The organism is Bradyrhizobium sp. Ec3.3 (assembly GCF_000472925.1).
GTDB lineage: Bacteria > Pseudomonadota > Alphaproteobacteria > Rhizobiales > Xanthobacteraceae > Bradyrhizobium.
On sequence record NZ_AXAS01000033.1, the window covers coordinates 40138 to 52708 of the forward strand.

Annotated in this window: 15 protein-coding genes; 8 read left to right on the forward strand and 7 right to left on the reverse strand. The window is 64.6% G+C overall.

Translation table 11 applies throughout. The features are described 5' to 3' along the window. Positions 1-46 precede the first annotated feature (46 nt). The 4 genes from YUU_RS0127725 to YUU_RS0127740 form a co-directional block, all read right to left on the reverse strand. A complete protein-coding gene (locus YUU_RS0127725; protein WP_027525323.1) occupies positions 47-952 on the reverse strand; it encodes a MoxR family ATPase in 906 nt (301 codons plus the stop codon). Between the two features lie 36 nt (positions 953-988). After that, positions 989-1795 carry a xanthine dehydrogenase family protein subunit M gene (locus YUU_RS0127730; RefSeq protein WP_027525324.1) on the reverse strand — a complete coding sequence of 269 codons (807 nt, stop codon included), beginning with the start codon at positions 1793-1795 and terminating at the stop codon, positions 989-991. A gap of 39 nt (positions 1796-1834) precedes the next feature. Further along, entirely contained in the window at positions 1835-2320 is a 486-nt protein-coding gene (locus YUU_RS0127735; protein WP_027525325.1) for a (2Fe-2S)-binding protein, read from the reverse strand. 134 nt (positions 2321-2454) lie between these two features. Then, positions 2455-2901, reverse strand: a complete 447-nt coding sequence (locus YUU_RS0127740) for a carbon monoxide dehydrogenase subunit G (RefSeq protein ID WP_027525326.1) — start codon at positions 2899-2901, stop codon at positions 2455-2457. Positions 2902-3070: 169 nt separating this feature from the next. Between YUU_RS0127740 and YUU_RS0127745 the strand changes: the two genes are divergently transcribed. The 3 genes from YUU_RS0127745 (at position 3071) to YUU_RS0127755 (ending at position 5744) form a co-directional block, all read left to right on the forward strand. Next, positions 3071-4426 (forward strand): 3-carboxy-cis,cis-muconate cycloisomerase, encoded by a 1356-nt coding sequence (locus YUU_RS0127745; protein WP_027525327.1) that lies wholly within the window; start codon positions 3071-3073, stop codon positions 4424-4426. Between the two features lie 15 nt (positions 4427-4441). Next, positions 4442-5224, forward strand: coding sequence for a 3-oxoadipate enol-lactonase (gene pcaD, locus YUU_RS0127750; protein WP_027525328.1), 783 nt, complete (start codon positions 4442-4444; stop codon positions 5222-5224). 127 nt (positions 5225-5351) lie between these two features. Next, a complete protein-coding gene (locus tag YUU_RS0127755; RefSeq protein WP_027525329.1) occupies positions 5352-5744 on the forward strand; it encodes a carboxymuconolactone decarboxylase family protein in 393 nt (130 codons plus the stop codon). On the opposite strand, the gene YUU_RS0127760 is transcribed toward YUU_RS0127755, so the two are convergent. Then, on the reverse strand, positions 5706-6251 hold the full coding sequence (locus tag YUU_RS0127760; protein WP_027525330.1) for a hypothetical protein: 546 nt from the start codon (positions 6249-6251) through the stop codon (positions 5706-5708). The genes YUU_RS0127755 and YUU_RS0127760 overlap by 39 nt on opposite strands. A gap of 187 nt (positions 6252-6438) precedes the next feature. Further along, positions 6439-6600, reverse strand: coding sequence for a hypothetical protein (locus YUU_RS60365; protein WP_198031832.1), 162 nt, complete (start codon positions 6598-6600; stop codon positions 6439-6441). A 262-nt stretch (positions 6601-6862) separates the two neighbouring features. On the opposite strand from YUU_RS60365, the gene YUU_RS0127770 reads away from it, so the two are divergent. From YUU_RS0127770 to YUU_RS0127790, 5 genes are all read left to right on the forward strand, one after another. Next, on the forward strand, positions 6863-7780 hold the full coding sequence (locus tag YUU_RS0127770) for a branched-chain amino acid ABC transporter permease (RefSeq protein ID WP_027525331.1): 918 nt from the start codon (positions 6863-6865) through the stop codon (positions 7778-7780). A gap of 12 nt (positions 7781-7792) precedes the next feature. Then, positions 7793-9121 carry a high-affinity branched-chain amino acid ABC transporter permease LivM gene (gene livM, locus YUU_RS0127775; RefSeq protein ID WP_027525332.1) on the forward strand — a complete coding sequence of 443 codons (1329 nt, stop codon included), beginning with the start codon at positions 7793-7795 and terminating at the stop codon, positions 9119-9121. Next, on the forward strand, positions 9118-9951 hold the full coding sequence (locus YUU_RS0127780; RefSeq protein ID WP_027525333.1) for an ABC transporter ATP-binding protein: 834 nt from the start codon (positions 9118-9120) through the stop codon (positions 9949-9951). Before livM ends, YUU_RS0127780 begins: the two co-directional genes overlap by 4 nt. Further along, the gene (locus tag YUU_RS0127785) at positions 9948-10688 is read left to right on the forward strand and encodes an ABC transporter ATP-binding protein (RefSeq protein WP_027525334.1); all 741 of its coding nucleotides are present in this window, start codon (positions 9948-9950) and stop codon (positions 10686-10688) included. Before YUU_RS0127780 ends, YUU_RS0127785 begins: the two co-directional genes overlap by 4 nt. Before the next feature lie 152 nt (positions 10689-10840). Next, entirely contained in the window at positions 10841-11959 is a 1119-nt protein-coding gene (locus tag YUU_RS0127790) for a branched-chain amino acid ABC transporter substrate-binding protein (RefSeq protein WP_027525335.1), read from the forward strand. Positions 11960-12037: 78 nt separating this feature from the next. On the opposite strand, the gene YUU_RS0127795 is transcribed toward YUU_RS0127790, so the two are convergent. After that, positions 12038-12415: a response regulator gene (locus YUU_RS0127795; protein ID WP_027525336.1), complete on the reverse strand. Its 378-nt coding sequence runs from the start codon at positions 12413-12415 to the stop codon at positions 12038-12040. Positions 12416-12571: the final 156 nt, after the last annotated feature.

Genomic DNA, 12571 nt, shown 5'->3' on the forward strand with positions numbered 1-12571 from the left:
CGGCGCGAGATTCCGGGTTCACGCTCCGCGTGCCCCGGAATGACGGCTATTCGCTCGTCGCGTCTTTCAGCACCTTCTGCAAGGCATCGCCCTGCATGCGGACGATGTCGTCCTGATACTTGAGCAGCGCGCCCAGCGTGTCGCCGACGACCTGCGCCGTCAGCGAGCGGGCGTCGAGCTCGGAGAGCGCGGTGGCCCAGTCGATGGTCTCGGCGACGCCCGGGGACTTGTAGAAATCCTGGTTGCGCAGCGCTTGCACGAAGCGCACGACCTGCTGCGACAGCTTTGCGGAGATGCCGGGCACGCGCGTCTTGATGATCGCAAGCTCGCGCTCGGCGGAGGGATAGTCGACCCAGTGATAGAGACAGCGCCGCTTCAGCGCGTCGTGGATCTCGCGGGTGCGGTTGGAGGTGATGATGACGATCGGCGGATGCGGCGCCTTCACGGTGCCGAACTCGGGGATGGTCACCTGGAAGTCGCTGAGGATTTCGAGCAGATACGCCTCGAACGCCTCGTCGGCGCGATCGAGCTCGTCGATTAAGAGCACTGGCGGGCCGGCAACGTCCGGCTCCAGGGCCTGGAGCAACGGCCGCTTGATCAGATAGCGATCGGCGAAAATGTCGGACGAAAGCTGCTCGCGATCGGTGTCGCCGGCAGCCTCGGTGATCCGGATCGCGATCATCTGGGCGGCGCTGTTCCACTCATAGACCGCCGAGGAGACGTCGAGGCCCTCATAGCATTGCAGGCGGATCAGCTTCCGTCCCAGCGCAGCCGACAGCACCTTTGCGATCTCGGTCTTGCCGACGCCGGCCTCGCCTTCCAGGAACAGCGGCCGCCCCATGCGCAGCGACAGATACGTCACCGTCGCCAGCGACCGCTCCGCGAGATAGCCGCGCGAAGTGAGGAGTTCGAGCATCGCATCGACCGATGCCGGCAGTGCCGCTGCAGTCATGAAAGAGCCAGTCTCGCTACGCCCTGTCCGGGCCCATCACTCTTTGGCGTTGGCAGCGTCGACGGCGCGCCGCGTCAGCACCCCGATCAGGTGCGCACGATACTCGGCGCTGCCGTGGATATCGCTGTTGAGGCCTTCCGCCGGCACGTCGATGCCGTCGAGCACCTTCGAGGAGAAGCGCTTCTTCAAGGCTTCCTCGAACGCGGTGACGCGGAACACACCGTCCGAACCGGCGCCGGTGACGGCGACGCGCACATCCGAAGGACGCCGCGCCACGAATACGCCGACCAGCGCATAGCGCGAGGCCTGGTTACGGAATTTGACGTAGGCCGCCTTCTTCGGCAGCGGGAACATCACCTTGGTGATGATCTCGTCGGCCTCAAGCGCGGTCGAGAACAGGCCCTGGAAGTACTCTTCCGCCTTCAGGCGGCGCTTGTTGGTGACGATGGTGGCGCCGAGCGCGAGCACCGCGGCCGGATAGTCCGCGGTCGGATCGTTGTTGGCGAGCGAGCCGCCGATCGTGCCCTTGTGACGGACGGCCGGATCGCCGATGCCGCCGGCAAGGCTCGCGAGCGACGGGATCGCTTCGCCGACGATGGCCGACGTCGCGACATCGGCGTGCTTGGCCGTGGCGCCGATCACCAGCGAGCGGCCCTTCATCTCGATCGTATCGAGACCTTCGATATGCGAGAGGTCGACGAGATGCGGCGGGCTTGCGAGGCGCTGCTTCATCACGGGAATCAGCGTGTGACCACCGGCGATCACCTTGGCATCCTCGTTCTTCACCAGCAGATTGGCCGCCTGCCGCACGGTCCCAGGGCGATGATATTTGAATTCGTACATAATGGACTTCCTGATCGCGAGAGGCGCGCGAGTGTCGGTTTACGCGAGATCGGATTTCGCCATCGCCTTCGCGCCGGCGGCGATCGAGGCGACGATGTTCTGATAGCCGGTGCAGCGGCAGAGATTGCCCTCGAGCTCTTCGCGAATCGTATGGTCGTCGAGCTCGTGGCCCTTGCGATGGACGATGTCGATCGCGGTCATGATCATGCCGGGCGTGCAGAAGCCGCACTGCAAGCCGTGATGCTCGCGGAAGGCCTCCTGCATCGGATGCAGCGGCGCACCATCGGCGGCCAGCCCCTCGATGGTCTTGACCTCGTGGCCGTCGGCCATCACCGCAAGCGTGGTGCAGGACTTCACGGCCTTGCCGTCGAGATGCACGACGCAGGCGCCGCACTGCGAGGTGTCGCAGCCGACATGGGTCCCGGTCAGGCGCAGATGCTCGCGCAGGAACTGCACCAGCAGGGTGCGGGGGTCGACGTTGGCGTTGACGGGATTGCCGTTCACGATAAGGGAGATTTTGGCCATCAGGACTCTCTGGTCAGCACCCCGCCGGGTCCCGGCGAAGCGGTTCTTATAGTTATTCCAGCCCATCATATGGGCCATTGCACCTTCGGGCAACATCGCCCGAAATGCAGGCAGTTATGCCTTAAGGCGCAGGGCTAACCCTGTACCGCCTTGGCGAAATTCGCAAAAAATTCGTCGGCGAGCTTTTTGGCGGCGCCGTTGATCAGGCGCTGGCCGAGCTGCGCCAACTTGCCGCCGATCTGCGCCTCGACATCATAGGAGAGCAGCGTGCCGCCGTCCTTCTCCGACAGCTTCACCGACGCGCCGCCCTTGGCAAAGCCGGCCACCCCGCCCTCGCCTTCGCCGGAGATCTTGTAGCCGTTCGGCGGGTCGAGATCGCTGAGCATCACCTTGCCCTTGAAGCGCGCCGACACCGGGCCGACCTTCATCTTGGCGACCGCGCGAAATCCGCCGTCGTCGGTCTTCTCCAGTTCCTCGCAGCCGGGGATGCAGGCCTTCAGCACCTCGGGATCGTTGAGCTTGGCCCACACGGATTCGCGCGACGCCGCAAGCTGAACTTCGCCGTTCATTGTCATGGCCATGGGCTGCCTCCCGGGATCACTGACGCAACGCTGCTCAAGTAACGCAGGGCCGCCGCAAAGGAAAGGGCAGCCGGCGATCACATGCAATGCATATTCGCAACTGCAAAAAGCTTGCGCCAGCGGTTTGGGATTGGCAGACGCTGCCCTTGGTGGTTAGGTCCCGCGCAACATGAGCACATCCCTCTCCCCCCTGCTTGCGCCGATGCTGTCGAGCGCAGCCATGCGCGCGATCTGCGATGATCGGGCTTACCTGCAAAACATGCTCGAATTTGAGGCAGCGCTGGCCCGCTCGGAAGCTGCTACCGGCGTGATTCCCGCAAGCGCGGTCGGCCCAATCGAAGCCGGCTGTCAGGTGGCCGCGTTCGACCTTGGCGCGCTTGCGGAGGCCGCGACCAGGTCGGGCAATCTGGCGATCCCCCTCGTCAAGGCGCTGACCGCCAGCGTCGCCAAGGCCGATGCGGAGGCCGCGCGCTACGTGCATTGGGGCGCGACCAGCCAGGACGTCATCGACACTGCGACCATGCTCATGCTTCGCGCCGGGATCGATGCGCTGGATGCCGATCTCAGCCGCGCCATCAAAGGGCTCGCCGCACTGGCGCGCACCCACCGCAACACCGCCATGGTCGCGCGCACCTGGCTCCAGCACGCGCTGCCGATGCCGTTCGGATTGAAGGCTGCCGAATATGCCGCAAGCCTTGCCCGCGCGCGCTGCCGGCTGCGGCGGCTGCGCCGCGAAGGCCTCGCGCTGCAATTCGGCGGCGCCGCCGGCACGCTCGCAGCGCTCGGCGACAAGGGGCTCGTCGTCGCCGAGCGGCTTGCACAGGAGTTGGACCTGCCATTGCCCGAGGCGCCGTGGCACACCCATCGCGACCGACTCGCCGAGGCGGCATCAAGCCTTGCCATTCTTGCCGGCAGCTGCGGCAAGATCGCCCGCGACGTCTCGCTGATGATGCAGACTGACGTCGCCGAAGCCTTTGAGCCCGCCGGGGAAGGCCGCGGCGGCTCCTCGACCATGCCGCACAAGCGCAATCCGGTCGCAGCGGCAAGCGCGCTTGGGGCGGCCACGATGGCGCCGCAGCTGGCCGCAACGATCTTCGCGGCCCAGGTCCAGGATCACGAGCGCAGCGCCGGCCCGTGGCACGCGGAATGGCCGACACTGCCGCAATTGATGCTGGTCGCCTCAGGCGCGCTTGCGGCCATCGTCGATATCGCCGAAGGCCTCGACGTCGACGCGGCGCGCATGCGCGCCAATCTCGACACGACGCATGGCCTGATCATGGCGGAGGCCGTCACCTTCGCGCTCGCCGAGACGATCGGCAAGAGCGACGCACATCACCTGGTCGAGGCTGCCAGCAAAAAGGCGGTTGCCGAGAGGAAGCATTTGCGCGACGTGCTCGCGGCTGATTCGAAGGTCACCGCGCATCTTGCCCCGGAGAAAATTGCGGCATTGTTCGAGCCGATGGCCTATCAAGGCGCTTCCCAGGCCCTGATCGACCGGCTGCTCGACAGCCTCGACCGCGAATAGAACGGAGACCCCGCCATGCCCATGATCGATGCCGACGGGTGCCTGCTCAACGTCTCCGTCGAGGGCCGCGACGGCGGCCCGACCCTGATGCTCTCCAACTCGCTCGGCTGCACGCTGCAGATGTGGGAGCCGCAGATGAAGGCCCTGACGCAGGTATTCCGCGTCATCCGCTACGACCGCCGCGGCCACGGCAAGTCCACCGTAGCCCCCGGCCCCTATTCGATGGAGCGCTTCGGCCGCGACGTGCTGGCGATCCTCGACGACCTCAATATCGAGAAGGTGCATTGGTGCGGCCTGTCGATGGGCGGCATGGTCGGGCAGTGGCTGGGCGCCAATGCGCCGGAGCGGCTCGGCAAGATCGTCCTCGCCAACACGAGCTGCTACTACCCCGATCCGACCAACTGGCACAACCGCATCAAGGCGGTGAAGGAAGGCGGCATCGCAGCGGTGGCCGACACCGTGATCGCCGGCTGGCTGACGGCCGACTTCCGCGAGCGCGAGCCGCAGATCGCCGCGAAGATGAAGGCGATGCTGGTGGCCTCACCGGTCGAAGGCTATCTCGCCTGCTGCGAGGCGCTGTCGACCCTCGACCAGCGCGCGCTGCTGCCGAAGATCAAGAGCCCGACGCTGGTGATCGCCGGCCGCCACGACACGGCAACCCCGATCTCGGCGGGCGAACTGATCCGCAGCCAAATTCCAGGCGCCAGCATGACCATCATCGATGCCGCCCACATCTCCAATGTCGAGCAGCCGCACGCCTTCACCGACGCGCTGGTCGGCTTCTTGACGCAACGCTGATTTCAGAACGCGTCATTGCGAGGAGCGCAGCGACGAAGCAATCCAGACTGTCTCCGTGGACACATCTCTGGATTGCTTCGCTGCGCTCGCAATGACGGATAGGAGGACACACATGGACGACCAGACGCTGGACGACGAGAAGCGCCGCGATGCCGGCATGAAGGTGCGCCGCCAGGTGCTCGGCAACGCCTGGGTCGACAAGTCGATCACCAACCGCAATGCGTTCAACACCGATTTCCAGGACCTGATTACCCGCTACGCCTGGGGCGAGATCTGGACGCGGCAGCATTTCGACGAGCGGACGCGGCGCGTGCTCGTCATCGGCACCATGGTCGCGCTCGGGCAATGGGACGAATTCCGTCTGCACGTGCGCGCAGCCCTCGCCGAGGGCGGCTTCACCCCCGACGATATCAAGGAAATCCTTCTTCAGCAGGCGATCTATTGCGGCGTGCCGGCGGCCAACCACGCCGTCAAGGAAGCCTCAGCGATTGTGCAGGAGCTCGGCCTGCTCAAAAGCTAGCGGAGCCTTTTCCAGAACGTTGGCTTCCAGAACCCTGGCTTCAACAGGTCGCCGGGCCGGCCGTTCGATCAGCAGCACGATCGCGGCGCCGAGCAGCAGCAGGAGCTCGGTCGCATGCAGCCTGAGGGCGGCCATCTCGCCGACCTTCGAGGCCATCACCATGCTTGCGAACGAGATCAGGCTGCCAATGAAAAGCGCAATCCCGAGCGCCTCGTCGGAGCCGCCCGCCCTGCGGACCCGGGGGATCGAGAGCAGCGCCAGAAAAATGGCAAAGAACGCCACCACGGTGAGGCGGCCGAGCGCCAGCAGCCACGCCGCGCGGACCGTGCTCATGCCCGATATCTGGAACTGGTCGCTGATGAACAGCGCCACCGCGACGCTCGGCCGCTCAAAGAGGCCGTGCACGGGGGCGACCATGATGTTGACGGCAATCAACGTCCAGGCCGGGATGAAATAGGCGGCCAACACCACGCCATTGATTGAGCCGATCCGCCAGTTTTTCAGCATTGCCGCTTCCCGCATGATTTCCGTCGGCCCGAGCCGGTCGGGCCTTTTTCAGCAGCTAACCCCCCTCGACTTGAGGCGGCAATTTAAACCCTTTGTTTACCTTAACCGCTGTGGACAAGCCGCGGCGGGACAAAAGGAAAAGTCCCGCCTTTCGGCGGGACTGTCACAATTCCAAGGTGCTTCGAGATCAACGCTGGTCCTGACCATGCTGGCCCGGCTTGTCGCCCTGGCGCGTCGGATCCTGCTGCTGCTGTCCGGGTTTTTGGCCGCCACCCTGCTGCTGCTGATCGGGGCGCTGGCCGGGCTTCTGATTCTGCTGGCCCGGATTCTGGTTCTGCTGCTTCGTCATCGCGGGAAACTCCCTTGTTGGGCGTCACAACGTGAGATAACGGCCCACACCTATTTTAGTTGCCCGGAACCGGGTTCCCTACCCCGAGGCGGGAACCAGGATGCGAAATGAACTCTGTACAAGCCTTTATGCCAAGGCCAGCCCAGTTGCGGCGGTCAGTTCCCTCCTGTTACAACAAATGAAATGCTCAAGGGCTGCCGGGGCCCAAGAACTCTCTCAAGAGCTCCCTTTGAGCGGCGTCAAGTTGAGACAACGGCAGCCCATGGACTATTTCACCCAGCAGCTCATCAACGGTCTCGTCCTCGGTTCGATCTACGGCCTGATCGCCATCGGCTACACGATGGTCTACGGCATCGTCGGCATGATCAATTTCGCCCATGGCGACATCTTCATGATCGGCGGCTTCATCGCCCTGATCACCTTCCTGATCCTGATCTCGATCGGCGTGACCGCGGTTCCCCTCATCCTCCTGGTCGTGCTGCTGGTGGCGATGGCGATCACCGCGCTCTATGGCTGGACCGTCGAACGCATCGCCTACCGCCCACTGCGCCACTCCTTCCGCCTCGCCCCGATGCTGTCGGCGATCGGCATGTCCTTCGTGCTCACGAACTACTCGCAGGTGGCGCAGGGCGCCCGGGTCAAGCCGATCCCGCCGTTGATCACCGGCGGCTACACGCTGCACGAGAGCGCGGACGGTTTCGTGATCCAGCTCTCCAACATCCAGATCCTGGTGGTCATCACCACGATCGTGCTGCTGTTGATCTTCAACCGGCTCGTCTTGCGGACGCGGCTCGGGCGCGACATGCGCGCCTGCGAGCAGGACCAGACCATGGCGGCGCTGCTCGGCGTCAACGTCGACCGCACCATCTCCATGACCTTCGTGATCGGCGCGGCGCTCGCGGCGGTGGCGGGCTTGATGTACCTGCTCTACTATGGCCAGGTCGATTTCAACATGGGCTTCGTCGCTGGCATCAAGGCCTTCACGGCCGCCGTGCTTGGCGGCATCGGCTCGCTGCCCGGCGCGGTGCTGGGCGGGCTTGCGATCGGCCTGATCGAGACGTTCTGGTCGGCCTATTTCTCGGTCGAGTACAAGGACGTCGCCGCGTTCTCGATCTTGATCATCGTGCTGATCTTCATGCCGACCGGCCTGCTCGGCCGTCCCGAAGTCGAAAAAGTCTGACGGGTCGCCAGTGTGACAGCTCTTTCGCAAGAAACGGTATCCGCAACCCGCACCGCAGCGGGCATCCCCTTCATCCTGAAAAAGGCCTTCCTGAGCGCTCTCGTCGCGCTGGTGCTGTTTTCGCTGATGATCGGCATCCGCACCGAGGCCGGTCCCGATGGGCAGCTGACCTACTGGACGCGGTTCGGCGAACTCGCCTCCATCGTCGGCATCGTGTTCGGAGGATCGATCCTCATCGAATTGGCGCGGCAATGGATCGGCCCTATCGGCGCCGAGAAGCTGGTACCGCCCGCCGTGCATCGCGGCATGTCGATCCTTGGCAACTACCTGGCGCCGGCGCTTCTGATCTTCACCCTCCTCGTGCCGGTCATCTTCTATAACCAGCGCTACATCCTCGACCTCGCGATCCTCGTGCTCACCTATGTGATGCTGGGATGGGGCCTCAACGTGGTGGTCGGGCTCGCCGGCCTGCTCGATCTCGGCTACGTCGCTTTCTATGCGGTCGGGGCCTATTCCTACGCGCTGCTCGCCACCAATTTCGGCTGGTCGTTCTGGATCTGCCTGCCGCTCGCCGGTATCCTCGCAGCCATGTGGGGCGTTATGCTCGGCTTCCCGGTGCTACGGCTGCGCGGCGACTATCTCGCGATCGTCACGCTCGCTTTCGGCGAGATCATCCGGCTCGTCATCATCAACTGGCAAAGCCTGACCGGCGGCCCGAACGGCGTCACCGGTATTCCGCGCCCCACCCTGTTCGGCATCCCGCTCGACAACAGCGACGACGGGCTCGCCGCAAAGCTCGGCATCGAGTACTCGCCGACGCACCGCATCGTCTTCCTGTTCTACCTGATCCTGGCGCTGGCGCTGCTCACCAACTGGGTGACGATCCGCCTGCGGCGCCTGCCGATCGGCCGCGCCTGGGAAGCGTTGCGCGAGGACGAGGTCGCCTGCCGCGCGCTCGGCATCAACACCACGACCACGAAACTGACGGCGTTCGCGACGGGTGCGTTGTTCGGCGGCTTCGCCGGCGCCTTCTTCGCCACGCGCCAGGGTTTCATCAGCCCGGAATCCTTCACCTTCCAGGAATCCGCACTTGTGCTTGCCATCGTGGTGCTCGGCGGCATGGGTTCGCAGCTTGGCGTGGCGCTCGCCGCTCTCGCCATGATCGGCGGCTTCGAGCTGTTCCGCGGGCTTGAGATCTACCGCATGCTGGTGTTCGGCTGGGCGATGGTGCTGATTATGATCTGGCGGCCGCGCGGCCTGATCGGCCATCGCGCGCCGACCGTGTATCTGAAGAAAGCGCAGGCCATCTCCTCCGACCTCGTCAAGGAAGGCCACGGATGAGCGGCGAGCGTATCCTCAACGTCGATCAGCTCACCATGCGCTTTGGCGGCATCGTCGCCGTGCAGGATCTGTCGTTCTCGGCGGACCGGCGCAAGATCACGGCGCTGATCGGACCGAACGGCGCCGGCAAGACCACGGTGTTCAACTGCATTACCGGCTTCTACAAGCCGACCGGCGGCGCCATCCGCCTCACCCACGATGACGGCAAGGAAATCGTGCTCGAGCGGCTCAACGACTTCCGCATCGCCAAACAGGCCAAGGTCGCACGCACCTTCCAGAACATCCGCCTGTTTCCCGGGATGACCGTGCTGGAAAACCTGATGGTGGCGCAGCACAACATGTTGATGCGCGCCTCCGGTTTCACCTTTCTCGGCCTGGTCGGCGCGCCGAACTACCGCAATGCGGAAGCGCATGCGATCGGTCTCGCCACCGATTGGCTGAAGCGGGTTAGCCTGTTGGATCGCGCCGACGATGCGGCCGGCAACCTCGCCTATGGCGACCAGCGCCGCCTCGAGATCGCGCGCGCGATGTGCACGGAGCCTGCACTATTGTGCCTCGACGAGCCGGCTGCCGGCCTCAACGCGCGCGAGAGCGCCGCCTTGAGCGAGCTCCTGCTTTCGATCCGCAACGACCTGGGAACCTCGATCCTCCTGATCGAGCACGACATGTCGGTCGTGATGGAGATCTCCGACCACATCGTGGTGATGGACCACGGCGTGAAGATCGCGCAAGGCACGCCGCGCGAGGTGCGCGACGATCCCAAGGTGATCGCCGCCTACCTCGGCGCCGACGAGGAAGAGGCGATGGCGGTCATGGAGAGCGGGTCGTGACGGCGGCATCCCCCCTGCTCGCGATCCGGGGCCTGCGTGCGGCCTACGGCAAGATCGAGGCGCTGAAGGGCGTCGACGTCGAGATCAATTCCGGCGAGATCGTCGCGCTGATCGGCGCCAACGGCGCCGGCAAGTCGACGCTGATGATGACGATCTTCGGCAAGCCGCGCGCCCGCGCCGGGCAGATCCTCTACGAGGGCAAGGACATCACCGCCGTCCCGACCCACGAGATCGCCCATTTGCGCATCGCGCAATCGCCGGAAGGCCGCCGCATCTTCCCGCGGATGAGCGTCGCCGAGAACCTCCAGATGGGGGCCGACGTCACCGACAGCACGCCAGCGGAACGGGAGAGCACGCTCGAGCGCGTGTTCGCCCTGTTTCCCCGCCTGAAGGAACGTTTCGCCCAGCGCGGCGGAACCCTGTCCGGCGGCGAGCAGCAGATGCTGGCGATCGGCCGCGCCTTGATGAGCCGCCCTCGCCTGCTCATGCTCGATGAACCCTCGCTGGGGCTCGCCCCGCTCATCGCGCGGCAGATTTTCGACGCGATCCGCACCCTGAACCGGCAGGACGGCCTGACCGTGCTGATCGTCGAGCAGAACGCCAACCATGCCCTGAAGCTCGCCCATCGCGGCTACGTCATGGTCAACGGCTTGATCACGCTGGCGGGCAGCGGCGCCGAATTGCTGCAGCGCCCCGAAATCCGCGCCGCCTATCTGGAAGGTGGCCGGCACGCCTGACCGGCCCCGCCCTGCGCGAGAATGGGCCTAGATATCTTTGCTAATGCCCGTATTTTGCCGGTGACTTCTCCGTAAATTCATTCAAGAATGGCGCCGGTTTGAACCGGGCCAACCCGGCAACTCCCAACAGACGACCACCCGCGAGGTATCTCATGAAATCACTGAAGCTCATCGGTCTGGCATTTGGCGCGTCCGTAGCGCTGTCGACGGCAGCGTTCGCGCAGGATATCACCATCGCAGTTGCGGGCCCGATGACTGGCACCGAGTCCGCATTCGGCCGGCAGATGAAGAACGGCGCCGACCTGGCGGTGGCGGACATCAACGCCGCCGGCGGCGTCAACGGCAAGAAGCTCGCGCTCAACGCCGAAGACGACGCCTGCGATCCGAAGCAGGCCCGCTCGGTGGCGGAAAAGATCGCCGGCGCCAAGATCCCGTTCGTCGCCGGGCATTTCTGCTCGTCGTCCTCGATTCCGGCCTCTGAAGCCTATGCGGACGGCAACGTCCTGCAGATCACTCCGGCTTCGACCAACCCGCTCTTTACCGAGCGCAAGCTGTGGAACGTGGCGCGTGTCTGCGGCCGCGACGACCAGCAAGGCCTGATCGCCGCGCAGTTCATTGCCAAGAACTACAAGGGCAAGAACATCGCGATCCTCAACGACAAGACCACCTACGGCAAAGGTCTTGCCGACGAGACCAAGAAGGCGCTCAACAAGGCCGGCATCACCGAGAAACTCTACGAGTCCTACAACAAGGGCGACAAGGACTTCAACGCGATCGTCTCGCGTCTGAAGAAGGAGAACGTCGACCTCGTCTATGTCGGCGGCTACCATCAGGAAGCCGGCCTCATCCTGCGCCAGATGCGCGACCAGGGCCTGAAGACGGTGCTGATGTCGGGCGACGCGCTGGCCGACAAGGAGTACGCCTCCATCACCGGCCCGGCGGGCGAAGGCACGCTGTTCACCTTCGGCCCCGACCCGCGCAACAAGCCGTCCGCGAAGAAGATCGTCGAAGCCTTCAAGGCCAAGGGCATCGATCCGGAAGGCTATACGCTCTACACCTACGCCGCGCTGCAGGTCTGGACGCAGGCGGTCAAGAAGGCCGGCACGACCGATCCGAAGAAGGTGATGGAGACCATCAAGGCCGGCAAGTGGGACACCGTGCTCGGCCCGATCGAGTATGACGCCAAGGGCGACATCAAGCAGATCGACTATGTCGTCTACAAGTGGGACGCCAAGGGCAACTACGCCGAACTCGGCGCCAAGGGTTCCTGACGAGAGTTCGCAATGCCTCGGCCTTGAGGCCATCATCACAAACGCCCCGGCTCGCCGGGGCGTTTTCGCATCCGCCGGTCAGACCGCCGCCTTGAGCTTGCCCGATTGCGCCGTCTTGAGCGCCTGGAGGAGATCGTTGGGCCGGAACGGCTTCTGCAGGCAGACGACGTTGGCGAGGCCGGGCGCCTCCTCCATGAAGTCGAGGGCGGTCATGCCGGAAACGGCGACGATCGGGAAATTTGGCGAGCTCTCGCGGATCGCCGTCATGACCTCGAGGCCGCTGGTGTCGGCCAGGAAAATGTCCACGATCGCCGCATCGAACGCCGATTCGCCAAATGCCTTCAGGCCGGCCGCACCGCTCTCCGCCTCCACGACCTCGAAACGATTGACCCGGAGCACGATGGACACCATCGCCCGGACCTCCTTCTGGTCGTCGATCACGAGGATACGGGGCATGGGAACAACTCCCGGCATCATGAAATTGGTATCGCTCCAGGAATCTGCCTTCCGGAACGGGATCCCGCCACAGCGGAAGAGGTATTATTTCCCCGATCGGTAAAGGCCAGCTTACCCGGCCTCGGCTCCTCGTTCTCAGAAAAATTAAGTAAGCTC

Bases quoted from the DNA above. Each gene is read 5' to 3' on its own strand.
- YUU_RS0127725 (WP_027525323.1), bottom strand. From the start codon at position 952: ATGACTGCAGCGGCACTGCCGGCATCGGTCGATGCGATGCTCGAACTC.
- YUU_RS0127730 (WP_027525324.1), bottom strand. From the start codon at position 1,795: ATGTACGAATTCAAATATCATCGCCCTGGGACCGTGCGGCAGGCGGCC.
- YUU_RS0127735 (WP_027525325.1), bottom strand. From the start codon at position 2,320: ATGGCCAAAATCTCCCTTATCGTGAACGGCAATCCCGTCAACGCCAAC.
- YUU_RS0127740 (WP_027525326.1), bottom strand. From the start codon at position 2,901: ATGGCCATGACAATGAACGGCGAAGTTCAGCTTGCGGCGTCGCGCGAA.
- YUU_RS0127745 (WP_027525327.1), top strand. From the start codon at position 3,071: ATGAGCACATCCCTCTCCCCCCTGCTTGCGCCGATGCTGTCGAGCGCA.
- pcaD (WP_027525328.1), top strand. From the start codon at position 4,442: ATGCCCATGATCGATGCCGACGGGTGCCTGCTCAACGTCTCCGTCGAG.
- YUU_RS0127760 (WP_027525330.1), bottom strand. From the start codon at position 6,251: ATGCTGAAAAACTGGCGGATCGGCTCAATCAATGGCGTGGTGTTGGCC.
- YUU_RS60365 (WP_198031832.1), bottom strand. From the start codon at position 6,600: ATGACGAAGCAGCAGAACCAGAATCCGGGCCAGCAGAATCAGAAGCCC.
- YUU_RS0127770 (WP_027525331.1), top strand. From the start codon at position 6,863: ATGGACTATTTCACCCAGCAGCTCATCAACGGTCTCGTCCTCGGTTCG.
- YUU_RS0127780 (WP_027525333.1), top strand. From the start codon at position 9,118: ATGAGCGGCGAGCGTATCCTCAACGTCGATCAGCTCACCATGCGCTTT.
- YUU_RS0127790 (WP_027525335.1), top strand. From the start codon at position 10,841: ATGAAATCACTGAAGCTCATCGGTCTGGCATTTGGCGCGTCCGTAGCG.
- YUU_RS0127795 (WP_027525336.1), bottom strand. From the start codon at position 12,415: ATGCCCCGTATCCTCGTGATCGACGACCAGAAGGAGGTCCGGGCGATG.